At 65.5% G+C, this 26795-nt stretch carries 25 protein-coding genes, 1 tRNA gene and 1 pseudogene; 3 read left to right on the top strand and 24 right to left on the bottom strand.

Translation table 11 applies throughout. The features are described 5' to 3' along the window. Positions 1-40 precede the first annotated feature (40 nt). From der to trmJ, 14 genes are all read right to left on the bottom strand, one after another. Positions 41-1450 carry a ribosome biogenesis GTPase Der gene (gene der, locus NFU04_RS04395; RefSeq protein ID WP_251308285.1) on the bottom strand — a complete coding sequence of 470 codons (1410 nt, stop codon included), beginning with the start codon at positions 1448-1450 and terminating at the stop codon, positions 41-43. Further along, positions 1447-2598: an outer membrane protein assembly factor BamB gene (bamB, locus tag NFU04_RS04390; protein WP_251308284.1), complete on the bottom strand. Its 1152-nt coding sequence runs from the start codon at positions 2596-2598 to the stop codon at positions 1447-1449. Before bamB ends, der begins: the two co-directional genes overlap by 4 nt. Continuing rightward, on the bottom strand, positions 2595-3254 hold the full coding sequence (locus NFU04_RS04385; protein ID WP_251308283.1) for a YfgM family protein: 660 nt from the start codon (positions 3252-3254) through the stop codon (positions 2595-2597). The genes bamB and NFU04_RS04385 overlap by 4 nt, the downstream gene beginning before the upstream one ends. Before the next feature lie 34 nt (positions 3255-3288). Beyond that, the gene (gene hisS, locus NFU04_RS04380) at positions 3289-4572 is read right to left on the bottom strand and encodes a histidine--tRNA ligase (RefSeq protein ID WP_251308282.1); all 1284 of its coding nucleotides are present in this window, start codon (positions 4570-4572) and stop codon (positions 3289-3291) included. Positions 4573-4597: 25 nt separating this feature from the next. Next, on the bottom strand, positions 4598-5710 hold the full coding sequence (gene ispG / locus NFU04_RS04375; protein WP_146801942.1) for a flavodoxin-dependent (E)-4-hydroxy-3-methylbut-2-enyl-diphosphate synthase: 1113 nt from the start codon (positions 5708-5710) through the stop codon (positions 4598-4600). Between the two features lie 11 nt (positions 5711-5721). Beyond that, on the bottom strand, positions 5722-6711 hold the full coding sequence (locus tag NFU04_RS04370; protein ID WP_251308281.1) for a helix-turn-helix domain-containing protein: 990 nt from the start codon (positions 6709-6711) through the stop codon (positions 5722-5724). A 30-nt stretch (positions 6712-6741) separates the two neighbouring features. Next, the gene (pilW, locus tag NFU04_RS04365; protein ID WP_251308280.1) at positions 6742-7476 is read right to left on the bottom strand and encodes a type IV pilus biogenesis/stability protein PilW; all 735 of its coding nucleotides are present in this window, start codon (positions 7474-7476) and stop codon (positions 6742-6744) included. A gap of 114 nt (positions 7477-7590) precedes the next feature. Further along, a complete protein-coding gene (gene rlmN, locus NFU04_RS04360) occupies positions 7591-8715 on the bottom strand; it encodes a dual-specificity RNA methyltransferase RlmN (protein ID WP_251308279.1) in 1125 nt (374 codons plus the stop codon). A gap of 66 nt (positions 8716-8781) precedes the next feature. Beyond that, entirely contained in the window at positions 8782-9207 is a 426-nt protein-coding gene (gene ndk, locus NFU04_RS04355; protein ID WP_146801938.1) for a nucleoside-diphosphate kinase, read from the bottom strand. Between the two features lie 449 nt (positions 9208-9656). After that, a complete protein-coding gene (locus NFU04_RS04350) occupies positions 9657-9983 on the bottom strand; it encodes a HesB/IscA family protein (protein ID WP_251308278.1) in 327 nt (108 codons plus the stop codon). Positions 9984-10012: 29 nt separating this feature from the next. Further along, on the bottom strand, positions 10013-11161 hold the full coding sequence (locus NFU04_RS04345) for an aminotransferase class V-fold PLP-dependent enzyme (RefSeq protein ID WP_251308277.1): 1149 nt from the start codon (positions 11159-11161) through the stop codon (positions 10013-10015). A gap of 38 nt (positions 11162-11199) precedes the next feature. Further along, entirely contained in the window at positions 11200-11670 is a 471-nt protein-coding gene (gene iscR, locus NFU04_RS04340; protein ID WP_251308276.1) for a Fe-S cluster assembly transcriptional regulator IscR, read from the bottom strand. A gap of 86 nt (positions 11671-11756) precedes the next feature. Beyond that, positions 11757-12629 (bottom strand): serine O-acetyltransferase, encoded by an 873-nt coding sequence (gene cysE / locus NFU04_RS04335; RefSeq protein WP_146801441.1) that lies wholly within the window; start codon positions 12627-12629, stop codon positions 11757-11759. Positions 12630-12741: 112 nt separating this feature from the next. Further along, positions 12742-13509: a tRNA (cytosine(32)/uridine(32)-2'-O)-methyltransferase TrmJ gene (trmJ, locus tag NFU04_RS04330; RefSeq protein WP_251308275.1), complete on the bottom strand. Its 768-nt coding sequence runs from the start codon at positions 13507-13509 to the stop codon at positions 12742-12744. A 162-nt stretch (positions 13510-13671) separates the two neighbouring features. Between trmJ and NFU04_RS04325 the strand changes: the two genes are divergently transcribed. After that, positions 13672-14466 (top strand): inositol monophosphatase family protein, encoded by a 795-nt coding sequence (locus NFU04_RS04325; protein WP_251308274.1) that lies wholly within the window; start codon positions 13672-13674, stop codon positions 14464-14466. 90 nt (positions 14467-14556) lie between these two features. On the opposite strand, the gene secF is transcribed toward NFU04_RS04325, so the two are convergent. From secF to queA, 5 genes are all read right to left on the bottom strand, one after another. Then, entirely contained in the window at positions 14557-15480 is a 924-nt protein-coding gene (gene secF / locus NFU04_RS04320) for a protein translocase subunit SecF (protein WP_251308273.1), read from the bottom strand. Between the two features lie 10 nt (positions 15481-15490). Next, complete coding sequence (gene secD, locus NFU04_RS04315; protein WP_251308272.1) at positions 15491-17341, bottom strand: protein translocase subunit SecD; 1851 nt, start codon at positions 17339-17341, stop codon at positions 15491-15493. An 84-nt stretch (positions 17342-17425) separates the two neighbouring features. Next, entirely contained in the window at positions 17426-17755 is a 330-nt protein-coding gene (yajC, locus tag NFU04_RS04310) for a preprotein translocase subunit YajC (RefSeq protein ID WP_251308271.1), read from the bottom strand. Positions 17756-17830: 75 nt separating this feature from the next. After that, a complete protein-coding gene (gene tgt, locus NFU04_RS04305; protein WP_251308332.1) occupies positions 17831-18949 on the bottom strand; it encodes a tRNA guanosine(34) transglycosylase Tgt in 1119 nt (372 codons plus the stop codon). A gap of 45 nt (positions 18950-18994) precedes the next feature. Continuing rightward, positions 18995-20026, bottom strand: a complete 1032-nt coding sequence (gene queA / locus NFU04_RS04300; RefSeq protein WP_251308270.1) for a tRNA preQ1(34) S-adenosylmethionine ribosyltransferase-isomerase QueA — start codon at positions 20024-20026, stop codon at positions 18995-18997. A 161-nt stretch (positions 20027-20187) separates the two neighbouring features. Between queA and NFU04_RS04295 the strand changes: the two genes are divergently transcribed. Continuing rightward, positions 20188-20274, top strand: a tRNA-Leu gene (locus NFU04_RS04295). Positions 20275-20322: 48 nt separating this feature from the next. Here NFU04_RS04295 and NFU04_RS04290 read toward each other — a convergent pair. Together NFU04_RS04290 and NFU04_RS16480 are read right to left on the bottom strand one after the other, a co-directional pair. Further along, positions 20323-21339 (bottom strand): tyrosine-type recombinase/integrase, encoded by a 1017-nt coding sequence (locus NFU04_RS04290; protein ID WP_251308269.1) that lies wholly within the window; start codon positions 21337-21339, stop codon positions 20323-20325. Between the two features lie 44 nt (positions 21340-21383). Then, positions 21384-21527, bottom strand: a pseudogene (locus tag NFU04_RS16480) (helix-turn-helix domain-containing protein); the annotation flags it as partial. A 121-nt stretch (positions 21528-21648) separates the two neighbouring features. On the opposite strand from NFU04_RS16480, the gene NFU04_RS04285 reads away from it, so the two are divergent. Beyond that, complete coding sequence (locus tag NFU04_RS04285) at positions 21649-22521, top strand: hypothetical protein (protein WP_251308268.1); 873 nt, start codon at positions 21649-21651, stop codon at positions 22519-22521. Positions 22522-22630: 109 nt separating this feature from the next. Here the strand turns inward: NFU04_RS04285 and NFU04_RS04280 are convergent, their stop codons facing one another. From NFU04_RS04280 to NFU04_RS04270, 3 genes are all read right to left on the bottom strand, one after another. Next, positions 22631-23683, bottom strand: a complete 1053-nt coding sequence (locus tag NFU04_RS04280) for an IS481 family transposase (protein ID WP_251308267.1) — start codon at positions 23681-23683, stop codon at positions 22631-22633. 210 nt (positions 23684-23893) lie between these two features. Continuing rightward, positions 23894-25348: a YfjI family protein gene (locus NFU04_RS04275; RefSeq protein ID WP_251308266.1), complete on the bottom strand. Its 1455-nt coding sequence runs from the start codon at positions 25346-25348 to the stop codon at positions 23894-23896. A gap of 499 nt (positions 25349-25847) precedes the next feature. Further along, the gene (locus tag NFU04_RS04270; protein ID WP_251308265.1) at positions 25848-26534 is read right to left on the bottom strand and encodes a YagK/YfjJ domain-containing protein; all 687 of its coding nucleotides are present in this window, start codon (positions 26532-26534) and stop codon (positions 25848-25850) included. Between the last annotated feature and the right edge of the window lie 261 nt (positions 26535-26795).

The following is a 26795-nucleotide window of genomic DNA, read 5'->3' as shown; positions in this document are numbered from 1 at the left end:
CGCCGTCGAGGACGGCGGGCGGCGATCGGCCCCGGGAGGCTCAGCGGCGGCGCTTGCCGCGGGCCTCCTTGGTGCGGCCCAGCTCGCGCTTCTTGGCCTTCTCCCGGTCGCTGGCGCCGGCATCGGCGTCATAGGGGTTGTGGCCGGAGCGGAACTCGAAGCGGATCGGCGTGCCGCGCACCTTGAGCACCTTGCGGAAGGTGTTGGTCAGGTAGCGCTTGTAGGCCTCCGGCAGCGACTCGGTCTGGTTGCCATGGACCACGATGATCGGCGGGTTGGCGCCGCCCTGGTGAGCCATGCGCAGCTTGATGCGTCGCCCGCGCACCAGCGGCGGCTGATGCTCGCCGACCGCGTCCTGGAGGATGGTGGTCAGGCGATTGGTGGACCAGCGGGTGGTGGAGGAGGCGAAGGCCCGCTCGATGGAGGGGTAGAGATCGCCCACCCCGGTGCCGTGCAGGGCCGAGATAAAGTGCAGGTCGGCGTAGTCGGCGAAGCCCAGGCGGCGCTTGACCTCGGCGCGCATCTTCTCCTTCTGCTCGCTCTCCAGGCCGTCCCACTTGTTGACCGCCAGCACCAGGGCGCGGCCGCTGGAGAGCACATAGTCGAGCAGGTGCAGGTCCTGTTCGACCAGGCCGGAGCGGGCGTCCAGCACCATGATGGCGACGTGGCACTCCTTGATCGCCTCCAGGGTCTTGATGATGGAGAACTTCTCGGCGATCTCGCGGACGTTCTTGCGACGCCGGATACCCGCGGTATCCACCAGCACATAGGGTCGGCCGCGGCGCTCGAAGGGGATCTCGATGGCGTCGCGGGTGGTACCCGCCTCGTCGAAGACCACCACCCGCTCCTCGCCGAGCAGGCGGTTGACCAGGGTCGACTTGCCCACATTGGGGCGGCCGATGACGCCGATGCGGATGCCGTCGTCCCGGGTCGGGAGCGCCTCCTCCTCGGGTTGCTCCGGGAAGGGCGAGAGCACCTCCTCGATCAGCCGGCTGACGTTGCGGCCGTGGGCGGCGGCGATGGGCCAGGGATCGCCGCCCAGGCCCAGTTGCCAGAAGTCGGCCATGGCCGAGTGCTCTTCCAGGCCATCGGTCTTGTTGACCACCAGCCAGGTCTTCTTCTGATTGACGCGCAGGTGGTTGGCGATGGCCTCGTCGGCCACGTTGAGGCCGGCCCGGGCGTCCACCAGGAAGAGCACGATATCGGCCTCGTCGATGGCGGCCAGGGACTGCTCCGCCATGGCCGCATCGATGCCTTCCTCGTCGCCGCTGATGCCGCCGGTGTCGATCACCGTGAACGGCTTGTCGCCGAGGCGCCCGTTACCGTACTTGCGGTCGCGGGTCAGGCCGGGGAAGTCGGCCACCAGCGCGTCCCGCGAGCGGGTCAGCCGGTTGAAGAGGGTCGATTTGCCCACATTGGGGCGGCCGACCAGGGCAATTACTGGGGTCATGGTGTCTCGCGAATGGTCAGGGCTTCGAGGCGCCCGTCGTTGGCCAGCACATGGATCTGGCGGCCCTCGGTGAGGGGGCGCAGCATGATGCCGGAACGGTTGATGCGGGTACGGCCGGCCAGCTCGCCGTTGCGGGCCTCCAGCAGGTGCAGGTAACCCTCGAAGTCACCCAGCACCAGCTTGCCATCGGCGAAGGCCGGGGCGGTGAGCCAGCGCCCCTCCAGGGCCTCGTTGCGCCAGATCGGCTGGCCGGAGAGGGCGTCCAGGGCGAGCACATGGCCGGCCTCGTTGACGGTAAACAGGTAGTCGCCCACCAGCAGCGGCGTCAGGTAGCTGGAGTGGTCGCGCTGCCACAGCACCTCGCCGGAGGTGGCTTCCAGGGCCACCAGGCGGCCGTTGTAGCTGGTCACATAGAGGCGACCGTCCGGGGTCAGCAGCGGCTGACCGTCCAGGTCGACCAGGCGGGCGATCTCGCTGCGGCCCTGGGGCACGGCGACCCGCAGGTCCCATAGCGGCTGGCCGCTGCGGTTGTCCAGGGTCACCAGGCGGCCGTTGGCGAAGCCGGCGAAGGTGACCGGCTCGATCACCCGGGGGGTGCCGGTGCCGCGCAGGGTCAGGGCCGGCTCGTTGGCGGCATAGACCCAGCGCCGTTCGCCGCTGGCGCGGTCCAGGGCGGTGACGCTGCCGTCGACGCTCTGCACCACCAGCAGCTGCTGGCTGGGTTGGGGCGCGGCCAGCACCTCGCTGGGCACCCGGGCGCGCCAGGCGAGGCTGCCGTCGGCCTGGTTCAGGGCCAGCACCTCGCCGTTGCGGGTGCCCAGGTAGAGTTGCCCGGCCACCGCGGTCAGGCCGCTGGAGACGGCCTCGTCGAGCTCCTGGCGCCACTCGATCTCGCCGCTGTCGGCGTCCAGGGCCAGCAGGCGTCCTTCGGCATCGGCGGCGAACAGCCGCTGGCCATCGCGGATCGGCGCGATGGGGTAGCCGGCACGGCCCAGGCCGCTGCCGATGCCACGGCTCCAGTCGCTGGCGAGGTCGGCGCTGGCCTCGAAGGCCTCCAGGGCCTTGGGCGGATACTGGGGTTCACTCTTGCTGGCGCAGCCGGCCAGCAGCGCCAGGGCGGCGCAGGCGATTACCAGGGTCGGTTTCATTGGTCGGCTCCTTCCTGACCGAGGTCGTCCAGCTTGAGCTGGACGCCATAGAGGGCCTGGCCATGGCGCTCGGCCAGGCTCAGGGCATCGCGATAGGCGCCGCGGGCCGCCGCCACCTCGCCGAGGGCCAGGCGGGCATCGCCGATCAGCTCGGCGCGCTGGGCGCCGAGCGCCTCGGCCAGCTCGCCCTCGAGGGTCGCCACGGCCGCGGCGGGCTCGTCGTCGGCCAGCTGCAGGCGGGCCAGGCGCAGTCGCGCCAGGTCACGCACATAGGCATCCTCGCTAGCCTGCACCAGGTCGCCGAGGACGGCCCGGGCGGCGACCCGGTCGCCGGCCTCCACCGCCAGGCGCGCCTCGATCAGCCGCGACAGGTCGGCATAGAGGGTGCCGTCGTGGGCATCGGTGATCTCGTCCACCAGGCGCTGGGCCTCGGCCAGGCCGGCTTCGTCGAGACGCTCCTGGGAGGCCAGGCCGATCAACTGCTGGTAGCGGATGGAGGCGGCCTCGGCCTGATTGGCCTGATAGCTCTGCCAGGCATTCCAGCCGATGAGCCCCGCGGCGGCCAGCACCACGCCGGCGACCAGCGCCATGCCGTTTTCCTTCCACCAGCGCTTGAGCGCTTCCAGCTGCTCTTCTTCGGTTCTCAGCTCCGCCACGGGCGGTCTCCTTGTCGATCGAATGGGTCGCGGATCAGTCGGCGAGCAGTTCCGGCAGGGCCGACACCAGGGCCTCCCGGGAGAGGCTCTGCTGGTCGCGGTCCTCACGCAGGAACTTGAGGGTCACGCGGCCTTCGGCCAGTTCGTCCTCGCCGAGCAGCAGGGCCAGGCGTGCCCCGCTCTTGTCGGCCTTCTTGATCTGGCTCTTGAAGCTGCCGCCGCCGCAGTGCACCTGCAGGCGCAGCTCGGGCAGGGCGCCGCGCAGCTCCTCGCCGAGCAGCAGGGCGGCGCGGCCGGCGGCCTCGCCCATGCCCAGCACATAGAGGTCGAGGCTCGGCCGGGCCGCGTTGGGCATCAGCTCCAGGGTTTCGAGCAGCAGGATCAGCCGCTCGATGCCCATGGCGAAGCCCACCGCCGGGGTCGGCTTGCCGCCCAGCTGCTCCACCAGGCCATCGTAGCGGCCACCGGCGCAGACGGTGCCCTGGCTGCCGAGGGCCGTGGTGGTCCATTCGAAGACGCTGCGCGAGTAGTAATCGAGGCCGCGCACCAGGCGCGGGTTGATCACGTAGTCGATGCCGGCGTCGTCGAGGATGGCGGTCAGGGCGGCGAAGTGGTCCCGGGACTCGGCGTCCAGGTGATCCATCAGTCGCGGCGCGGCGTCGAGCATGGCCGCCATCTCCGGGTTCTTGGAGTCGAGGATGCGCAGCGGGTTGCTGGTCAGGCGACGCCGGGAGTCCTCGTCGAGCAGCGCATGGTGCTCCTCGAAGTAGGCCACCAGGGTCTCCCGGTAGGCGGCGCGGGCCTCCAGGGAGCCCAGGGAGTTGAGCTCCAGGGTGACGTGTTCCATCAGCCCCAGCTCCTGCCACAGGCGGGCGGTGAGCAGGATCAGCTCGGCGTCCACGTCGGGCCCCTCGAAGCCGAAGGTCTCCACGCCGACCTGATGGAACTGGCGATAGCGACCCTTCTGGGGACGCTCGTGGCGGAACATCGGGCCCTGGTACCAGAGGCGCTGGGTCTGGTTATGCAGCAGGCCATGCTCCATGGCGGCGCGCACGCAGCTCGCCGTGCCTTCGGGACGCAGGGTCAGGCTGTCGCCGTTGCGGTCCTCGAAGGTGTACATCTCCTTCTCGACGATATCGGTGACCTCGCCGATGGAGCGCGCGAACAGGGCGGTCTGCTCGACGATGGGGGTGCGGATCTCGGCATAGCCGTAGCGCCGCATCAGGTCGCGCACCTTGCCCTCGAAGTACTGCCACAGTGGGGACTGCTCCGGCAGCAGGTCGTTCATGCCACGAATGGCCTGGATCTTCTTGCTCAACATTGACTCCTTGATGGGGGCGCCCTCAGCCGCGGGCGATCGTATCCTTCTCGGCGGCTTGCTTCTCGCGCACCTTGGTGCGGATCAGCGCCTCCAGCTCATCGACCAGGTTGTCGTTGCGCAGCTTGCTGGCCGGCTTGCCATCGATATAGACGAGGTTGGCGGGGCTGCCGCCGGTGAGGCCGAGATCGCTCTCCTTGGCCTCGCCGGGACCATTGACCACGCAGCCGATCACCGAGACGTCCAGCGGCGTCATGACGTCCTCGAGGCGCTCTTCCAGGGCATTCATGGTGCCGATGACGTCGAAATTCTGCCGCGAGCAGCTGGGGCAGGCGATGAAGTTGATGCCCTTGGCGCGCAGGCGAAGGCTCTTGAGCATGTCGAAGCCGACCTTGATCTCCTCCACCGGGTCGGCGGCCAGCGACACCCGGATGGTGTCGCCGATGCCGTCCATCAGCAGCAGGCCGAGGCCGATGGAGGACTTGACGGTGCCGGAGCGCAGCCCGCCCGCCTCGGTGATGCCCAGGTGCAGGGGCTGCTCGATGCGGGTGGCCAGGTCGCGGTAGGCGGCCACCGCCATAAAGACGTCGCTGGCCTTGACGCTGACCTTGTACTCCTGGAAATCGAGGCGATCCAGGTGATCGATATGGCGCATGGCGGATTCCACCAGGGCCGCCGGGGTCGGCTCGCCGTACTTCTTCTGCAGGTCCTTCTCCAGGGAGCCGGCATTGACGCCGATGCGGATCGGGATGCCGTTGTCCCGGGCCGCGGAGACCACGGCGCGCACCCGCTCCTCGCGGCCGATATTGCCGGGGTTGATGCGCAGGCAGTCGACGCCGAGTTCGGCGACCCGCAGGGCGATCTTGTAATCGAAGTGGATATCCGCCACCAGCGGCACCGCCACCTGGCGCTTGATCTGGCCGAAGGCCTCGGCGGCGTCCATGTCCGGCACCGAGACCCGCACGATATCGGCGCCGGCGGCCTCCAGGCGCTGGATCTGGGCCACGGTGGCGGCCACGTCCAGGGTATTGGTGTTGGTCATGCTCTGCACCGAGATGGGCGCATCGCCCCCCACGGGCACCGAGCCCACATGAATCTGGCGCGATTGACGACGGATGATCGGAGATTGGGCGTGCATAGGACTTAGGGTCACTCTCCCAGGGTGAAGCGCGCGACGTTATTGGCGCCGGCGCGGGCACCGAGATCGATGGTCTCGCCGCGGTAACGCAGCTCGACACCGCTGGCATTGCCGACGGTCAGGCGGAAGGGCGGCTCGCCCTCCAGGCTGGCGGTCTGCCCCGGCTCCTGTAGGCCGATCAGGATGCGCTGGTCGTTGGCGTCGAAGATCTCGGTCCAGGACTGTTCGTTGAAGGTCAGCTCGAGGCGACGCGAGTCCGCGGCGGCCGCCTCCTCGGTGGCGGGCTCGTCGGCGGCCTCGGCGACGGGGGGCGCGGCCTCGGCCTCGTCGGCCACCCCGGCCTTATCATCGGCCGGGGCGGCGTCGCCCTCGGGGACGACCTCGGCGGGCGTCGTCTCGATACCGGGCGCCTCGATACCGGGCGCCTCGACACCGGGCGTCTCGATGGTGGATACCTCGGGCTCGGGGCCCTGGTCGGTGGCCACCTGGCTGGACCAGTCGCGGCTCGGCTCGTTGGCCGGCGTGCCGTCGAGGCTATCCACCGCCACCGGCGCCTCGTCCTCGAGGCCGCCGAGCTCGTTACCGCCGCGGCTCTGCCACCACAGCAGGGTCAGGCCGACCAGGCCGAGGAGCACCAGCAGGGTGACCAGCTTGAAGAGCCAGGCCCCCAGCCGCGACGGCGGCTTGGTGACCTGCACCGGGGTGACCGGGCGTTCCGCTTCCTGGCTGCCGTGGCGGGCGTTGTAGGCGCCGATCACCGGGCCGTCGTCCATGCCCAGGAAGCGGGCATAGGCACGCAGATAGCCGCGCCGGTAGGCGGAGACCGGGACCTCGCCGTAGTCGTCCTCCTCCAGGCCGCCGATCACCGCCGGGCGCAGGTTGAGGCCGGCGGCGATCTGCTCCAGGGAGAGCCCTTGGCGCTCCCGCTCGGCCTTGAGCAGGGCGCCGGGAGAGGGGGTGCTGGACACCGCGTCGAGTGAGGGGTCGTGCATGTCGCTCATGACTGAGCATCCTTGATCGAGAGTCTGGGGTCAGAGAGTGCCATGAGGACGCAGCGGCGAGTTCGATGACGAGGTGGCGCCGCCTTCGGCGGCGCGAATCTGGCTGGCCAGGCGCTGGCTGGCGGGGGTGGCGCCGGCCAGGCGCATAAACAACTGCAGCTGCTCCCGGGCACGCGAATAGTTTCCCTGGGCGTACTCGAGCTGAGCCAGCAGGTAGTAGCTGCGCGGGGCGCGAGCGTCGATGGCCTGGGCGCGTTCCAGGCTCTGGCGCGCCGCGGCGATATCGCCGATCTCCTGCTGGCATTGGCCCAGGTTGGCAAACAACTGGGCACGATTAGTGTACTGGGTATCCCGGGAGGCCTGTGCCAACTGCTCGCAGGCTTCGCGGGTGCGACCACGCTCATAGAGGAAGGCCGCATAGTTGTTGCGCGCCCGGGTAAAGTCGGGAGCCTGGCCCAGGGCGCGCTGGAAGTACTCTTCCGCCAGGCGCGATTCGCCCTGGCGCTGATAGACGATGGCCATGGCCTGGAGGGCCTCCACGTCCTGGGGGTCGGCCTGCAGGGCATGGTCCAGGGCGGCCAGGGCGCGTGGCAGGTTGTTGCGCTCCAGGTAGCCCAGCCCCAGCTCGGTATAGGCCTCGACGGGCGAGGTGCTCGTCGTTTGCACCGCCTGGCCCGCGCAGCCCCCCAGGCCCAGGCTGGCAACCAGCAGCAGGGGGAGGACGAGGCGGCGTGGGGGTCGGGGCTGGATGGAACGACGGCTCATCGAATCCTCGCATGACGACTGAGTGGGAACAGGGCTCGGCGAGAGGCCGAGGCCTTGGCAAAAGGCCTCACCATCAAAGCGCCCCGCCCGGTTGAAGTCAAGGTGGCCGACGGCTCAGTCGGCGTCGATCTGGATCGACTGGATATAGCGTTCGTGACGCTTGGTGCGATCCTTGACCCGACCCACCAGCTGGCCACAGGCGGCATCGATGTCGTCGCCGCGGGTGGTGCGGATCGGCGCCGTATAGCCCAGTTCATAGAGCCACTGCTGGAAGCGCATCACCTGGTTGCGGGACGGCTTCTCGTAGCCCGAGTGGGGGAAGGGGTTGAAGGGAATCAGGTTGATCTTGCAGGGCAGCTCCTCGAGCAGCTCGGCGAGCTGTCGGGCGTGCTCCTGCTGATCGTTGACGTCCTTGATCACCGTGTACTCGATGGTGACCAGGCGGGTGTCGTCGCACTTGCCGAGATAACGCTTGCAGGCGTCGAGTAGGGTGCGAATGTTGTACTTGCGGTTGAGCGGCACCAGCTCGTTGCGCAGCTCGTCATTGGCGGCGTGCAGCGAGATGGCCAGGCTCACGTCGAGCTCGTCGCCGAGCTTGTCGATCATCGGCACCACCCCGGAAGTGGAGAGGGTGACGCGGCGCTTGGAGAGGCCGTAACCGTTGTCGTCGAGCATCAGCTTCATGGCCGGCACGACGTTGTCGTAATTGAGCAGCGGCTCGCCCATGCCCATCATCACCACATTGGTGACCGGGCGATTGGCGGTATCCCGGCGCGGGCCCACGCTGCGTTGGGCGACCCACACCTGGCCGATGATCTCGGCGGCGGTGAGGTTGCGCTGGAAGCCCTGCTTGCCGGTGGAGCAGAAGCTGCAATCCAGGGAGCAGCCGACCTGGGACGAGACGCACAGGGTGCGACGCTTGCCGTTCTCGGCGGGAATCAGCACCGTCTCCACGTAGCTGCCGTCTTCCACCTCCAGTACCCATTTGCGGGTGCCGTCGCTGGAGGTGCCCTCATAGACCACGCCGGGGCCACGGATCTCGGCCACCTCATTGAGCTTGGCACGCAGCGGCTTGGAGAGGTTGGTCATGGCCTCGAAGTCGTCACAGCCTTCGATATGGATCCACTTCATCACCTGGGCGGCGCGGAATTTCTTCTCGCCCAGCGACGCGAAGAAGGCTTCCAGCGCCTCGCGGGTCATGCCGAGCAGGTTGGTACGTTGGGGCGTGGTAGTGGTCATGGCGATCAGCGGGTCGGAGGAGGGAGGGCGGCCGGGGAGGCGGGGGACGTGCCCCCGCCCGGAAGATCAGCGCGGGCAGATCTCGTCGGCGCCGAAGAAGTAGGCGATCTCGCGCTCGGCGGACTCGGCGGAGTCGGAGCCGTGCACGGCGTTGGCGTCGATGGTCTCGGCGAAGTCGGCGCGGATGGTGCCCGGCGCGGCTTCTTTCGGGTTGGTGGCGCCCATCAGCTCACGGTTCTTGGCGATGGCGTCGTCGCCTTCCAGCACCTGCACGACCACCGGGCCGGAGGTCATGAAGCCGACCAGATCCTTGAAGAAGGGACGCTCCTTGTGCTCGGCGTAGAAGCCGCCGGCCTTGTCGTCGTCCAGCTTGAGCATCTTGGCGGCGACGACCTGGAGGCCGGCCTTCTCGAAGCGGGCGATGATCTCGCCGATGGCGTTCTTGGCGACGGCGTCGGGCTTGATGATGGACAGGGTGCGTTCGGTAGCCATGGGGCGTGTCTCCGTAATGGAATGGACAGGGTCTTCAGGATGGCGACGCGCCGCCTGCCCTGGGGAAGGGCAGGCAGCGCATCGGGCAAGTGGTTCGGCGGCGGGCGACCGCGAGGCGAGCCGAAAAGGCGCCGAATGGGCGCGCATTATAGCGGCTTATCGGCCGCCGGGACAATCGGCGCCGGTAGAGTTCCTTGTGCGCGCCGCCTCCGTTGAGGCTCGGGGCTATCCTGGGGATAGTCACTACGCGAAGACGCTGTGAACCCCTCCCTGGGCGCTCGACTTTTTCCTGCGGCGCTCTCGCATCCTGCTCCACTTGCAGGGCCGGGGTAGGCCATCCATGGCCTACCCGTTCGGAGGAATCCTCCTCACCCCTGAAAAAGACGCTTCGCTCCGGACTATCCCCAGCGCCCCTTAGCCATTCCAGCGAAGTGGCTTGGATCTTTGGCTCAGACGGTAAAGCTTTCGCCGCAGCCGCACTGGTCCTTGACGTTGGGGTTGTTGAAGCGGAAGAAGCGGTTCAGCCCTTCGTTGACGTAGTCCACCTCGCTGCCGTCGAGCATCTCCAGGGCCTCCGGCGCCACATAGACGGTGGCACCGTGGGCCTCGAAGGCGGTGTCCTCGGCCTCGGCCTCGTCGGCGAAGTCGAGCACATAGCTGTAGCCGGAGCAGCCGCTGGGCTTGACCGAGACGCGCAGGCCCAGGCCGTGTCCGCGTTCGTCGAGGACGCGGTGAATCTGTTCGGCGGCGGCGGGGGTGATCGAGAGTTGCGCCATGGGACTTGCCTCCTGCAAGGAAGTGGGGGTCAGCGGCGAAGCCGGGTCAGGGCGTGGCGGATCTCCGCCAGGGCCTGATCGATATCGGCCTCGCTGGTGAAACGGCCGAAGCTGAAACGCAGCGAGGCCAGGGCCCGGGCCCGGGGCACGCCGATGCCCTGCAATACATAGGATGGCTCGACGCTGGCGGAGTTGCAGGCGGAGCCGGTGGAGAGGGCCAGCTGGCGCAGGGCCATCAGCAGCGACTCGCCATCCACGCCGTCGAAGGCCAGGTTGACGATATTGGGTACGGCGGCCTCCAGGCGGGTATTGGCATGGATGCCGTCCAGGTCGGCGAGGCCGGCCAGGAAGCGCTCACGCAGGGCGGCGATGCTCGCCTGGTCCGCCTCGCCCTCCGCCTGGGCCAGGGCGAAGGCCTCGCCCATGCCGACGATCTGGTGCGTCGCCAGGGTGCCGGAGCGCATGCCGCGCTCGTGGCCGCCGCCATGAATCAGCGCCTCCAGGCGGATCTCGGGGCTGCGCTTCACATAGAGGGCGCCGATGCCCTTGGGGCCGTAGACCTTGTGGGCGGAGAGCGACAGCAGGTCGATGCCCTGGGCCGCCACGTCCAGGGGCAGCTTGCCGGCGGCCTGGGCGGCATCCACATGGAAGACGGCGCCACGGGCGTGGACCACCTCGGCCAGGGCCGCCAGGTCGTGGATCACGCCGAGCTCGTTGTTGACCGCCATCAGCGAGACCAGCTGGGTGTCGTCGCGCATCGCCTCGGCGACTTGCTCCGGGGTGATGCGGCCATCGCTCCCCGGGCTCAGCCAGGTCACCTCGAAGCCCTCGGCCTCCAGGGCCTTGGCGGTATCGACGATCGCCTTGTGCTCGATGGTCGAGGTCACCAGGTGGCGGCCCCGCCCGCGGTTGGCGCGCATGAAGCCGATCAGTGCCAGGTTGTCCGCCTCGGTGGCGCCGCTGGTCCAGACGATCTCGCGGGGGTCGGCATTGATCAGGTCGGCGACCTGGCGACGCGCGCCCTCCACCGCCTGCTCCGCCAGCCAGCCCGGCATATGGCTACGCGATGCCGGATTGGCGAAGGTGCCCTCCAGGGTCAGGTGGCGGCTCATGGCCTCGGCGACGCGGGGATCGACCGGGGTGGTGGCGGCATAATCGAGGTAGATAGGGGCGCTCATGGGCTGGATCGGGACTCGCTGCGAGAAAACGGGGCCGCTCAGGGCGACGAAGTGGCGATGGTGTCGTCGGCGTGGCGCTGACGCTGGCGATCGGCCACCCGCTGGACCTCCTGGCGGGCGATCAGGTCGGCCAGGGTGATGCCGTCGAGGAAGCCGTGGATCTGCCGGGAGAGCTCGCACCAGAGGTGGTGGGTCAGGCAGGTATCGCCCTGCTGACAGTCGGAGAGCCCCTGGCAACGGGTGGCATCCACCGACTCGTCCACCGCATCGATGACCCGGGCCACGGTGATCGCCTCCGGGGCCACCGCCAGCAGATAGCCGCCGCCGGGGCCGCGCACGCTCTTGACCAGCTGGGCACGGCGCAGGCGGGCGAAGAGCTGCTCCAGGTAGGAGAGCGAGATCTCCTGGCGGCGCGAGATATCGGCCAGGCTGGTGGGCTCACGGCTCGCGTTTATCGCCAGGTCGAGCATGGCGGTGACGGCGTAACGTCCTTTGGTGGTCAGGCGCATAGTGAGTGCACGCTTGGTGGCGCCGATCGCGCGCCACGAGTGGCTGTTGGCCCACCATTATGGGGAAGCCCCAGTAGAAGGGTCAACTATTCCCCGGTGCCGGTGGCCTTGTCGTCGGGCGGATTGGGGCGCGCCTGACGCGGCGATGGGTCGGCCTCCGCCGGCGGGCAGCAGCCGTCCATGTCCTCGAGGATCTCGGCGAAGTCCTCGTCGCGCAGCTCCGGCAGCTTGCCTTCCCGGTAGCTGGCATCGAGCTTGCGCAGGGTGGAGCACATCCGCTCGATGCGCTCGTCCACCGCATGCATGTGATCGAGCATGGCCTGCATGGAGCGCGCCATGGGGTCGGGCATGTCCTGGCTGACGCCATAGGCATCGAAGCCGAACTTCTTGCGGATCGCCTCGCGGCGCTCGGGGTCGAAGCTGGGCACCTCCTCCACGTCCGGCTCGTCGCGCTTGACGATCTTGCCGGGAATGCCCACCACGGTGGCGCCGGCGGGCACCGCCTTGGTGACCACCGCGTTGGAGCCGATTTTGGCGCCGGCGCCGACGTTGAAGGGGCCGAGGATCTTGGCCCCGGCACCGACGATCACCCCATCCTCCAGGGTGGGGTGGCGCTTGCCCTTGTTCCAGCTGGTGCCGCCCAGGGTCACGCCGTGGTAGAGGGTGACGTCGTCGCCGATCTCGGCGGTCTCGCCGATCACCACCCCCATGCCGTGGTCGATAAAGAAGCGCCGGCCGATCTTCGCCCCGGGGTGGATCTCCACGCCGGTGAGCCAGCGGGTCAGGGTCGAGAGGGTGCGCGCCAGCCACTTGAGGTTCTTCTGCCACAGCCAGTGGTTACAGCGATGCGCCAGCAGGGCGTGCAGACCGGGGTAGTTGGTCAGCACTTCGAAGAAGTTGCGTGCCGCGGGGTCGCGGGCGAAAACGCTATTGATATCTTCGCGCAGGCGTTGAAACATGCGGTGATCCTTGATGGCGATGGCTGCCCCTCCCCAGGGAGCGGCAAGGCGGCGTCGGCCTCGGTCGATGGACAGGCCTACGCCTTAATAGTGGGGCCCCGGACGGTGGCCTTCAACCCTCGCGGCGACGCGCCGCCTCGGCCTGCTTCTCGGTGGCGCTGAGGATGCCGCGCAGGATATTCACCTCCATGCTGTCGGGGCGGGCGCGCATCATCAGGCGGCGCAGCCGGGCCATCAACTGGCGCGGGGTGGCCGGGTCGTGGAAGCCGATGGTGATCAGGGTGCGCTCCAGGTGCGCGAAGTAGCGCTCCAGGTCGGCATGGCTGGCCGGCGGGGCGGTCTCGGTCATGCCCATGGGCGGCAGGGCGTCGTCGTCCTGCTGCTGGTCGAGCCAGGCCAGGCGGCACTCGTAGGCCAGCACCTGGACCGCGGTGGCCAGGTTCAGGGAGCTGAATTCCGGGTTGGCGGGGATATGCACATGGGCATGGCAGCGCTGCAGCTCGGCATTGGAGAGGCCGCTGTCCTCGCGGCCGAAGACCAGGGCGATGCGCGCCTCGGGGGCGGCCAGCTCCGCGGGGAGGCGCTCGCCCAGCTGGCGGGGGCTGATCATCGGCCAGGGCAGGGTGCGCGAGCGGGCGCTGGCGCCCACCACCAGGGTGCAGTCGGCCACCGCCGCCTCCAGGGTCTCGACGACGCGGGCGCCGTGGACCAGATGATCGGCCCCGGAGGCCCGGGACACGCTGTCGGCGGTCAGCACCTCGCAGCGCGGCGCCACCAGGGCCAGGTCGGTCAGGCCCATGTTGTGCATGGCGCGGGCGGTGCCGCCGATATTGCCGGGGTGGCTGGTGCCGATCAGCACGATACGGATGCGCTCTAGCATGGGGGTTACCTGGGGCTGCTGAATCCAAGGGGGCAGAGTTTAGCATGCCGACCGCCGGCGTGTGCGTGGCGCAATCCTCGGGTATCTGCTAGGATTCGCGCCGTCCACTATCGACGCCCCGCGTCCGTTCTTTAACAGTCACCGACTCCTCAAGGCCCGATCATGCATCCGATGGTCCAATTCGGCCTGCGCGCTGCCCGTAGCGCCGCCGAACAGTTTCTGCGTATCCGTGAGCGTATCGAGAACGCCCATGAAGAACACAACCTCGACCGGCTGCTGGAAGATACCGCCCGCAATGCCGAGACCCTGATCACCCGCCAGCTCGCCCGGGGCTATCCCGAGCACGGCGTGGCCGGCCGCTATACCCCGCACCGCGAAGGGCAGGGCGAGGGGCGTGACTACCACTGGCAGATCGAACCCTTCCACGGCTACTCCAACCTGGGCGTGGCCGGGCGTGGCTTCGCGATCTCCCTGGTGTGCCTGCACAAGGGCCGCCCGGAACATGCCGTGATCATCTGTCCCTTCAGCGACGACGAATACCTGGCCAGCCGTGGCCGTGGTGCCCAGCACAACGGCAAGCGTATCCGTGTGCCCAAGGCGTCCGCCATCGAGGGAGGGCGCCTGGCCCTGGGCCTGCCGGAGCTGTGGCAGCGCACCCGCCACTTCCCCGCCTATCTGACCCTGGCCCAGCGCCTGGGGCCCCAGGTGGAGGTGCAGCTGGCCACCGGCAGCGGCCTGCTGGACATGGCCGAGCTGGCCGCCGGTCGCGTCGATATGGCCTTCGTGCTGGGCCTGGAGGAGCAGGACAAGCTGGTCGGCAGCCTGCTGCTCAAGGAGGCCGGGGCGCTGATCGGCTCCCTGGACGGCGCCCCCAGCGTGTCCGCCGAGGGACAGCTGATGGCCGCCAACCCGCGCCTGTTCAAGGCGCTGATGCAGCAGCTTAAGCCGCACTTCTAAGCGCCGAGCGCCAAGCACCAAGAAAAACCGCCCCCATGGCCATGCCATGGGGGCGGTTTCGTTTGGGGTGCTTGCCGGCTTCCGGCGAGGCTAGGGCAGCTCTTCCGCCTCCGGATCTTCCTTCTTGGCCGGGATCAGGTCCTCGCGGTTGAGTTTCACCGCCAGCAGCAGGGCCGCGGACACATAGATGGAGGAGAAGGTACCGACCACGATGCCGATGATCAGGGCGATGGAGAAGTAGTGGATCATGTCGCCGCCCAGCACCAGCAGCGCCAGCAGCACCAGCAGGGTGGTGCCGGAGGTGGCCAGGGTGCGTGACAGGGTCAGGTTGATCGCCTCGTTGAAGATCGCCGGCATGTCGTCGATCCGCGAGGTGCGGATCGTCTCGCGGATGCGGTCATAGACCACGATGGTGTCGTTCAGCGAGTAGCCGATCACCGCCAGCAGGGCCGCCAGCACGGTCAGGTCGAACTCCCACTGGAACAGCGCGAAGGCGCCGACCACGATGATCACGTCGTGGATCAGCGCCAGCAGGGCGCCGATGGCGAACTTGTACTGGAAGCGGAAGGCCACGTAGAGCATCACGATACCCAGTGCCACCAGCAGCCCCAGGCCGGACTGGTCGCGCAGCTGGTCGCCCACCTGGGCGCCGACGAACTCGGCGCGGACCAGGTCGACATCGGTGCCGCCCTCGCGCAGCAGGCTCACCACCTGGTCACCCACCTCGGCGTCGAAGGCCTGCTGCAGGCGAATCAGCACCTCGGTGGCGGCGCCGAAGGTCTGCACCGAGACGTCGCGGAAGCCCGCGTTCTCCAGGGTCTGGCGCACCGCGTCCAGGGTCGGGGCGGCGGCGTAGCGCACCTCCACCAGGGTGCCGCCGGTGAAGTCGAGCCCCAGGTTGAGCTGCTGCAACAGCAGGGAGGCGAGCGATACCAGCAGCATCACCCCGGAGATCGCGAAGGCGAGCCGGCGCTTGCCCATGAAGTCGAACTGTCGATTGACTAGGCTTTTCATGCTCACCTCGTTAGATCCGGAGCGTCTTCAGCGGCTTGCCGCCATGGGTCAGGTTGACCATGGCGCGGGTCACCATCAGGGCCGTGAACAGCGAGGTCAGGATGCCCAGTGACAGGGTCACGGCGAAGCCCTTGACCGGCCCGGTGCCGATGGAGAAGAGGATCACCGCCACCAGCAGGGTGGTGATATTGGCGTCGACGATGGAGGTGAAGGCGCGCTCGTAGCCGGCGTGGATCGCCTGCTGGACCGACAGGCCGCCGCGCAGCTCCTCGCGTATCCGCTCGAAGATCAGCACGTTGGCGTCTACCGCCATGCCCAGCGTCAGGACGATGCCGGCGATGCCCGGCAGGGTCAGGGTGGCGCCGAGCAGCGACATGGCGGCCACCAGCAGCACCAGGTTGATGGCCAGGGCCAGGTTGGCGATGACGCCGAACACCTTGTAGCGCACCAGCATAAACAGCACCACCAGCAGCAGGCCGATCATCACCGACATCACGCCGCGGTCGATGTTGTCCTGGCCCAGGCTGGGCCCGATGGTGCGCTCCTGAACGAAGTAGATGGGCGCCGCCAGGGAGCCGGAGCGCAGCAGCAGGGCCAGTTCCGCCGCCTCGGTGGGGGAGTCGAGGCCGGTGATACGGAAGCTGTTGCCCAGCGCGCTCTGGATGGTGGCCAGGCTGATCAGGCCGCGCTCGGTGTAGGGCTCGCGGACCACCACCTCTTCACCATCCTCCAGCACCACCCGGTCGCGGGTCTTGTGCTCGATAAAGAGCACCGCCATGTTGCGGCCGATATTGGTGCGGGTGGCGCGGTTCATCAGGGTGCCGCCGGTGCCGTCCAGGTTGATATTGACCTGGGGGCGGCCGTTCTCGTCGAAGCTGTGATTGGCGCTGGAGACGCTGTCGCCGGTGATGATGACGTCGCGCATCAGGTCGGCGCTGCGCGAGGGCGCGTTGCGGAAGGCGAAGCGCTCGGTCTCGGCGTCCGGGGTGTCGGGGCGCGCCTCGAGGCGGAACTCCAGGTTGGCGGTGGCACCCACCACCCGCTTGGCGGCGGCGGTGTCCTGCACGCCGGGCAGTTCTACCACGATGCGGTTGGGGCCCTGGCGCTGGACCATGGGCTCGGCCACCCCCAGCTCATTCACCCGGTTGCGCAGGGTGGTGAGGTTCTGGTTGATGGCGTAGTCCTGGATCTCGTTGACCGCCTGCTCGGAGAGGGTCATGGCCAGTGACGCGCCGCGCCCCTCGCCGAGGTTCTGGTAGTCGAAGTCGGGGAAGTCACGGGCGATCAGCCGGCGGGCGTTATCGCGATCTTCCTCGTCGATAAACGCCAGGGTCAGGGTGCGGCCCTCGATCTCGGTGCCCCGGTAGCGGATGCGCTCGTCGCGCAGCAGCTCGCGCATGGCGCTGGCATTGACCTCGAGGCGCTGGGTCAGGGCCGCGTCCATGTCCACCTCGAGCAGGAAGTGCACGCCGCCGCGCAGGTCCAGGCCCAGGGTCATGGGGGAGGCGCCCAGGCCGGCGAGCCAGTCGGGGGTCGATTCGGCCAGGTTGATGGCCACCACATAGTCATCATCGACCCGCTCGGCGATCAGCTCCCGGGCGGGCAGCTGGTCGTCGGCATGGCGCAGGCGAATCAGGGTGGTGCCGCCATCCTGCTCGCTGGCCTTGACGGCGATGCCGGCGTCTTCCAGGGCGCTTTCCAGGCGATTCACCTGATCGGCATCGAGGGCCAGGTCGCCGCGGGCGCTGCTGATCTGGACGGCGGGGTCTTCCGGGTAGAGGTTGGGAAGGGCGTAGAGGAGACCGACGAAGAGGACCAGAAGTACGAGGAGATACTTCCACAGGGGGTAACGGTTGAGCATGCAAGCCCTGCCTTGTTGCTAACGCAAGAAATGGCGGATGCCGGGCGGGGGGAAAACCGCCCGGCGAGGCCGGGCGGTCGAGGATCAGATGGACTTGATGGTGCCCTTGGGCAGCACCGCCGCCACGGCATTCTTCTGCACATTGACCTCGGTGCCGTCGGCGATTTCCATGCTGATGAACTCGTCGCTCACCTTGGTGACGCGACCCACCAGGCCGCCGCCGATGACCACTTCATCGCCCTTGGCGAGGCCGCCGATCAGCTGCTTGTGCTGCTTGGCGCGCTTGGCCTGGGGGCGCCACAGCAGGAAGTAGAAGATCAGCACGAAGCCGACCAGCATCACGATCTGGGCGATACCGCCGCCCGCGGCGGCGCCGCCTTCGGCATGGGCCGGAGCGATAAGGAAATCCAGCATGGGTCAGTGTCTCCTGGACAGGTTAAGCAGATTGCCGCGGGGCCGTCCCCGCGGCGCAAAAAAGGCGTCGTCGGCTTACTGCGGTGCCTCGGGAACCGGCAGGCCCCGGCGGGCATAGTAGCGTTCCACGAAGTTCGCCAATGTACCCGCTTCGATAGCCCCGCGCAAACCGGCCATCAGGCGCTGATAGTGGCGCAGGTTATGGATGGTATTGAGCATCGAGCCGAGCATCTCGCCGCAGCGATCCAGGTGATGGAGGTAGCCCCGGGAGAAGTGCTGGCAGGTATAGCAGTCGCAGTCCTCTTCCAGGGGGCGGGTGTCATGGCGATGCTTGGCGTTGCGGATCTTGACCGTGCCCTCGAAGGTGAACAGATGGCCGTTACGGGCGTTGCGGGTGGGCATCACGCAGTCGAACATGTCGACGCCGCGCCGCACCCCCTCGACCAGGTCCTCCGGCTTGCCCACGCCCATCAGGTAGCGGGGCTTGTCGTCCGGCATCCAGGTGGGCAGGTAGTCGAGGACCTTGATCATCTCCTCCTTGGGTTCGCCCACCGAGAGGCCGCCGATGGCCAGGCCGTCGAAGCCGATCTCCAGCAGGCCGTCCAGGGAGCGTCGGCGCAGCTCCGGGTACATGCCGCCCTGGATGATGCCGAACAGCGCCGAGGGCGAGTTGCCGTGGGCATCCCGGGAGCGCTTTGCCCAGCGCAGCGAGCGCTCCATGGAGAGCTCGGCTTCCCGCTCGGTGGCCGGGTAGGGAGTGCACTCGTCGAAGATCATCACCACGTCCGAGCCCAGGGAGCGTTGCACCGCCATGGACTCCTCGGGGCCCATGAAGACCTTGGCGCCATCTACCGGCGAGCGGAAGTGCACCCCCTCCTCGGTGATCTTGCGCATCTCGCCCAGGGAGAAGACCTGGAAGCCGCCGGAGTCGGTGAGGATCGGCTTGTCCCACTGGGCGAAGTCATGGAGGTCGCCATGGGCCTCGATCACTTCGGTGCCGGGGCGCAGCCAGAGGTGGAAGGTGTTGCCGAGGATAATCTCGGCGCCGATCTCCTTCACCGAGGCCGGGGTCATGCCCTTGACGGTGCCGTAGGTGCCCACCGGCATAAAGGCCGGGGTCTCCACGGTGCCACGGGGGAAGGTCAGGCGGCCACGCCGCGCCCGGCCATCGCTGGCCAGGTGCTCGAAGGTCATGAAGCAGTCGTTACGCATGGGAATCTCGACTCGAAAACAAGGGGCTCAGCGCGTCTTGCGGGTGAGGAACATCGCATCGCCATAGCTGAAGAAGGCATAGCGCTCGCGCACCGCCTCCCGGTAGGCCGCCATCACGCTGTCATAGCCGGCGAAGGAGGAGACCAGCATCAGCAGGGTCGACTCCGGCAGGTGGAAGTTGGTGATCAGCGCATCCACGCAGCGCCACTCATAGCCGGGGTAGATAAAGATATCGGTATCGCCCCGCAGTGGGGCGATCTCGCCGCCGGCGCTGGCGCTCTCCAGGCAGCGCACGCTGGTGGTGCCCACGGCGATCACCCGACGGCCGGCGGCGCGGGCGGCGCGGACCTGCTCGCAGACCGCCTCGCTCACCTCCACCCACTCGCTATGCATCTGGTGCTCGCGGATATCGTCGGCGCGCACCGGCTGGAAGGTCCCGGCGCCCACGTGCAGGGTGACGAAGGCACGCTCCACGCCCTTGGCGGCGAGGCGCTCTAGCAGCGGCTCGTCGAAGTGCAGCCCCGCGGTGGGGGCGGCCACGGCGCCGTCGCGGCGGGCATAGACGGTCTGGTAGCGGTCGCGGTCGCTGAGCTCGTCGTCGCGGGTGATATAGGGTGGCAGGGGCATATGGCCGTGGCGTTCGAGGAGCTCGATCATCGGCGTCTCGCCGAGGAAACGCAGCTCGAATAGCGCCTCGCGGCGTCCTTCCACCACGGCGCGGATGCCGCCCTCGAAGTGCAGCTCGGTGCCCGGCTTGGGCGACTTGCTGGCTCGCAGGTGAGCCAGGCCGCGGTGGGCGTCCAGGGGGCGCTCCAGCAGCATCTCCACCTTGCCGCCGCTGGCCTTGTGACCGTGCAGGCGGGCGGGAATCACCCGGGTGTCGTTGAACACCAGCAGGTCACCGGGCTCCAGCAGGTCGAGCAGGTCGGGGAAGCGGCGATGATCCAGCTCGCCGCTGTTGCCATCCACGCACAGCAGGCGGCAGTCGCTGCGCTGCTCGGAGGGGTAACGGGCGATCAGCTCCTCGGGGAGCTCATAGTGAAAGTCGGCGCGCTGCATGGCGGTTCGGGCTCGTTCGGCTCGGTGGCAGGGAGTGAAACTCGGGCGCCGGGCACCCGGAAAAACGCGCCCTAGGATACCCTGTCCTGACCGCCAAGTCAGGCCGCCCGGTGCATTCGCGATTGACCTGCCCGGCCCGCCACGTATAATGCCACGCCGTTGCCGGTGTGGCGGAATTGGTAGACGCAGCGGATTCAAAATCCGCCGGGTGCAAGCCCTTGTCGGTTCGAGTCCGACCACCGGTACCAGATAAATCAGGCACTTAGCGGCGTTTCTCTCGTCTGTCGCACTCCTCCTCAGTGCTTGGTCGCAGTTTGGTCGCAGATGGCCGCATTCAGTCGCGGCAGCCTGGCAGCAATATCATCTAGCCCAGCATCGAACATGTGCGCATAGCGCGAGGTGACGATCAGGCTGGAGTGCCCCAGTAGATCCCGCACCGTGGTCATGCTCTCGCCGGCCTGGGCCAGCATGCTCGCATAGCTGTGGCGCAGGTCATGGAACCGCAGATCCGGCCGGCCTACTGCCACCCTGGCCTTTTCCCATACTGTGCGCAGCCGGTGATAGGTGGTCGCGAAGGGCAGCTCCTTCAGCCAGGGCCTGGCATCCTCCGGTACCGGCACCACTCGGGCCTTGCCGCTTTTCGTCTGGTCTGGTCGCAGCAGGATGCGACCACTGTGGACGTTCGAAGCCTCGAGGCTGAGCAGCTCCCCCTGGCGCAACCCGGTCAGCGCCGCCAGGGCAATCACCTTCTTTTCCACCGAGTTCCGGTCGGGGATGGCTTGCAGTAACTCGCCCAGGTCCTCGGTGGTCAGGTAGACGTGGCGCTCGTTCTTCGGTGACTTCTTCTTCAACTTGTCCCCCAGTGGCCGGTCCAGCCAGCCCCATTCGCGGTAGGCCAGGTTCAACACCCGCTTCACTACCTGGATATGGTTGTTGATGGTGCTCTGGGCCCGGCCCTTGCGGCGAAGGTCCCGCGCCATCTCCCGGGCCCGGTCGAGCGTCTCCTGCCCTAGCAGCACCCGGTCGCCCATGTAGTTGGCCACCGGGCGAATGGCCTTGATCTGGCTGGTCACGTCGTACTCGTCGATCCACCGCTCCAACCCCTCGAGGAAGGTGCGCCGCGGCTGGCGGCCCATCACCTCGCCGTGGAAAACGGCCTCGTTTAGTTCAGCTTCGCGCTTGGCGGCATACTCGCGTGCCTGGCGTTCCCCTTCTCGATCCCCCGTAAACGTTCGTTGATGTCGCTGACCGTTGTGCGTTTCCGTAACCACCCACCGGTCACGCTTTTCCCTGTATCGGACGGTGATTCCCATGTGTTGCGTTCCCCTGTCTGGGGGCCGCGCTTGCAGCCCTCAGCGTACCTCTCCACTGCGCTTTGCTCAAAGCGCACAGCAGTGCCTATCTGGACGAAACCGATACGGTGCTTGTTGCCATACACCCAGCTCAGGCTCATGCCCAGCCATTCAGCAACCTGCTCGGGTCTCAGTAGTGCTCTGGCCATCGCTGTTCCCTTCATTGGCTGGCTTGATGACCCAATCTTTGCAACCGTCTGTCAGCCGTGTACCGGCGATGCATGATGCTCTCGAATTTTTAAGGTTGGCTGTTGACTAAGATGGATTGGCGTGCTCTCGCCGTCCGGCGAATCTGGGTGGCCTCAGCCTGATGCTGGTGTTATAAAAACTAAATGGCTTGAGATGGGAGGTGGTAGAGACGTGGCGACTTTAGATCCTTGGTACCTGATCTTTGATAAAGCTGGAGATCTTGTTGACGCTTTATTGCACGAGCAGCCAAAAGGTGAGTTTGATGCGATTGATTTTGAAGGCACGATAAGTGACACCGTAGAGAAAATTGCAAGCGCGGAATTCAATCCTCAAGAAGATTGGTCGGTAATCATACGGCCAGTGAATAATGGTGAGAAGCTCGATGAGAAAATAGACCGCCATTTCGAAATTGCTGTACGTCAGTCAGTATATGTTCGTATTTTATATGAATATAACATGGGAAGAATAAAAGAAAATTATTCCGAGAGTTCACAGCCTGGAATGCTGATGAAAGTTGGAGAGACAATGCTTTCCGCTTTTGCTTGTGCTCAACAGCATGCCACGGCATGGCGGATTTTAAAGGAGGTTCGTAACAAGAGTTACGATAAGAGATCTCAAGCCGCGAATCAGATCAAAGCTGAGAAAAAATCAGAAAGGGAGTTATTGCTCCGTAGTTTGATAGAGCCAGCACTTGAAAGACTTCGCCCAAGTGGTAATTGGCGGAGCCATGTTTTCGCTGCACAGGTGATAGCAAAATATATATCAGAAATATCTTCTTCATGCTCCCTTCCTATCTCGGATAATGAAGATGAGCTTTCTGAAAAAATCGAGCGAATGATTTTCACGGAGTCGCGACTCAGGAAGGCTTACAATGAAAATGCAAAACAGCCGCTTGACGAGCCGGCGAAGACGCGAAAAATGAATATGCAGGTTAATTTTGGTGAGAAAAAGTAGAAGTAGGGTAGGAGGCACACATTTATGCCGCAGCCCTATTCCAACTGGATTGAATATGTGTGTACAGTGACGGTATTCACCTGACACATGCCCCCGTGGGTCTCTACAGTTAAGCAGTGTTTTCTGCCGTTTTCCTGGGTTCCTTTTTCGGTGTTTTGGGGAGCCCTTTCTTGAAGACGGCATAGGGCGTCATACCCTTCATGTTGCGCCCTTGGTGTGGGCGCTTCGTGTTGTAAACGACCAGGTAGTCCTCAAGGTCTTTCTGCATTTCCTCCACGGCTTCGTACCACTTGGTCCGACCCTGGATGCGGAAATGCTCGTCCAGCAGCGTTCGGTGTAGCCGCTCGACGAAGCCGTTACTCTGGGGCCGGCGTACCTTGGTGGTGCGGTGCTCGATCTCCTCCAGCTGCAGAAATAGTTCGTAGGGGTGTTGGTCCTTGCGGCCGCAGAACTCGCGGCCGTTGTCACTGAGCACGGTGCTGATCTTGGCACTGTGTGACTCGAAGAACGGCAGCACGTCGTTGTTCAGGACATGGACCGCGGTGATCGGCAGCTTGCTGGTGTACAGACGCCCCCAGGCGTAGCGACTGAAACAGTCGATGACGGATTGCAGGTAGACCTTGCCAACGCCCTTGAGCGTGCCGACGAAGAAGGTGTCGACGGCAACCAGCTCCCCGGTATGGTGGACCTCGATATGGCGTTCACGGAACTCCGGGCTGAATCGCTCCAGATGACGCACTTGGTCTTCGGTGAGCTCGATCTTCTGCTCACGTGTGGCCCGCTCGAGTCGCAGGAGGCGTTCGTGGCGAGTCAGCAGGTCATGGCGCCCCCAGACACCTCTCACACCGGTCGAGCTGACCTGGATGCCACACAGCGCCAGCTCTTGAGAGACCCGTACAGGGCCATGCGTCGGAAAGGCCAGGCTATGGTCGAGAATGGCCGCTTCGATCGCTTCACTGACTCGGTTGGGATGAGGGCCCCGCGGCCCGGGCAGTTTGTCGACTAGCCCTTCTGAGCCGAAGGTTTGGTAGTTGCGGCGGATCTCATAGAACTGCTGGCGGGAATAGCCCATCAGCTTGCAGGCCTTGCTGACGTTCTGTAAATCCTTGGCCAGCTCTAGGAGACTGAGCTTGCGTCGTGCTACTTTTTCCTCGGTGGTCATAGTCGTTTCCTCATGGGGTCATGGTCGAGCGTCAGACACTCGTCCTATAACCCACGAGGGGCACTATGGCCACTTTGCTTTCAACGGCCGACTGTCAGGTAAATACCATCACACCTCATGGCTTAAGTCCATTGGACAGGCCGGATTGCACCCTGCTTCCTCGGGCGCTTAGTACTTGCCGCCCCGTAGGGCGGCAAGGGAAAAAGAATATCAGAGCATGCTCAGGTCTGGCGGCCCCTGCCAAGGCATTAAGTCGATGTAGCGTGTTCGGTGGTGATTAAAAACTACCACCTGCTGATGGGCTATCAGCACATCTAGAGCGTCCTTGAGGCGCTTTCTATCACGCAGCGAACGTGGGGCTCGTTGGCGTACATCGTTGTACCGCATGATACGCCAGTTGAACTGCCGGAGCTCATTGAACCACTCGGTTAGCCGATGAGCATCTTGCTCTTCCTGGGGAGGTGGCATGAATACCTGCTGGAAGTGGCCAGAGTGATAGAGGCTGATATCCATTGCCATCAACACTGTCTCGGGGATGATCCCCCCCTCATGGCCCTCGAAAATGTGTATCAACGCCGCTACGCGAGCCACATTTTCCGCAAGCTTTGAACCATGATCGGGGCATGCCTCGTAATACCCGCCTGGGCCCATCTGTCGTTCGATCTCATTGGCCACTTGTACCCAGCAGGCCGCCCCCTCTTTTGTGAATTCCAGTACCTCACGCAGCGTGTCAGGCGCTTGAGTCAGAATCAGGTTCTCCTGCGTCAAGGTGGCCAAGCGTGCCTCAGCCTGCTCCCAGTTATCCCATGCCGGGGCACAATTCAACGAGTAGAAGCGCTGACCGCGAAACGATGGCGGTGCGCATACGAGGAAACGGGCAAGCATTCCAGAGTCCCTTGCCTGTTGACCCTGAGTTTCCATGTACTTTTGCAGGATGCCGGGCTGAACCATCAGCAGCAGCATCAGACGAGCATCGTCCAGCACGATATCTTCCTTGGTGGCCCTTGTAATGACCGTGCTACCGCCACTCCACAGTGAGTTGATGTGGCTGCGTGCCCGGTTCATGGCTCCCTTGAAGAAGACTTCCGCCTCGTCGGTGGCTAGGGCGGCGCTGGGGATGGCCTTTTCCAAGGCCGAGAATAGGGCTTCGGGCGTGGTGTCTTCATACAGCAGCCGGAACTCGCGGGGAGGTTCGGGCCTACGCTGATGCAGCTCTCGCAGCAATTGACGTTCACTCTCCGCTGTACCGCCTTTGGTCTGTTTGCGGTAGATTGCCTGCGTCAGCACCTTCTCCTCGGTACGCCACTCCTCTAGCTCCCCTTGGTAGGCATCCAACCGTTTGCGCCACTCCCTGCGCTGCTTGCGTTGCTCCTCTTGGATGGGATGCAGCACTTTGTCGGTAAGAGGGGATTTACCCTCACCCGATCCTGCCACGCCCAGTACGTTGATCGAGGTTGGCTTGATCGCACCATAGGGCATCTTCAAGTCGTAGCGTCCCTGAGCCACCATGCTGACCCCTGCTAGCAGGGTCAGAACGGTGAGATCCATCGACACCTTACAGTTCTGACTGAGCTCATTGCAGGATCGCCACAATAAAGTAGGTGCGACTCGTTGGGCATTGAAGTGGCCCGGAACAGGCAGTACCGGGTGGAAGGGGTGGTTCATTGTCACTCTCCTGTTGGGGGTGGGTGCCACAAGGCCTCGTTCTGTGGCAGGGCCGAGAGTGACGCTTCTAACGCAACATGGGATCAGCACTCCTTGAGAAACTGAAATTGACAAGGAGGGGTGTTGACATTGTAAGTAAAATGATTTCCAGAAATTAAGTGTCTGAGAGCGTCAGCGCAGTCGATGTGGTTATTCTGGCTACCAGTAGCCGGAATAACCGGTTCCTGGGGGATTTTGGGGGCTGCGCCGCATGCCTATGAGCAACTTGTTCAGGTAGTGCTTAATAAATGTGATAGAATGTTTTGTTATATAAATAGTCCTTTCATTGCCTTTCTTCTGGGCACTATTGGGCCTGCCACGTGCTTTGCCACCGAGAGTGGATGCCGTCTCGGGCTGTCGATAGGGGGTAATGGATTGGGGACTGACGCCGATGATGGTCTGATCCGAGCTTAGGTGGCCTGTCAGGTGGTCCAAGGATGGGGCTACTTCAGTTAAAAGCCTATCGGCGACTGCCCTCGTGACAGCGGATGCCCTGGGCGATCGGCTTGGAATAGGCCTTGCATAGATAGCTCGCCGCGTAGAACACCTGGGAGAAGGTCGCTGCGTCATCGCGGTGCAAGCAGTACACATAGGGCTGGCGTGTCAACTTGTCCGTGGCGACGTGAACCTTCCCCGCCATGTCGTGGATGGGCCAGCCAATCGCCCAGCTCCAGGCCCTGACACAGCGGTGGTAGAGATTGTCCAGCTCGTACCCCCCATCGAAGGAGGGGGAGAAGCTGCCCAGCGAGCAAAAGGCGTCATAGTTGAGCAGCAGCATCAGGTGGTAGTGGGGCTTGTCGCTGGTGTCCTGCTCTCGGGCCCATAGGTAGCGGATCTCGGTGTGGTACTTGGTGCCTGCCGCGTCGAGCTCCTTGCGCAAGGCGTAGAAGAAGCGACTGAGGCAGGCATTATCGGCGTGGATCGGTCCCGGTGGCATGTTCTGGGGGAATCGGAGGTCAAGACGGAACGCCAAGGTGCGGTTCTGCTGGGTGATGGTGTGCTGGAGTACCCGCAGGGTGGTCTCCAGGTAGTTCTCGATCTGCGGTCCTTGCTTACGCTGCTGGACCGGCAGCCCTTGGTACCAGTCATCGTAGTAGAGGCGGAGCTTGGGATTGTGGGGGTGACGCTTGGGGCTAGCCGTGAACATGGGAGTCTCCGGGGTGTCGCTCATGACACACGCGCACACGGCTCTCTCCGTCGTGAAGCGGTGGCTGTGGGTGAGGTCATTGGGGGGTATGGGTCTATCGTCGCTGGCCCCTTGGTAGGGGGACGTGGCGATCAAGGGACGTCAGCGCTTATGCGTAGCGCTATGGGGTGCTGGTCAGGTGGGCGCTTGTCTGGGAATCGCCTGTGGAAGGCGATCCTCTGTGGTGTCTGATCATCATGGGGGGTGATACTTCCTGTCGGT

It is taken from the genome of Halomonas sp. NCCP-2165, from assembly GCF_023708045.1.
In the GTDB taxonomy this organism is placed as follows: Bacteria; Pseudomonadota; Gammaproteobacteria; order Pseudomonadales; family Halomonadaceae; genus Bisbaumannia; species Bisbaumannia pacifica.
Note: the sequence above shows the minus strand (reverse complement) of the source record. Positions and strands in the feature narration are given on the sequence as shown.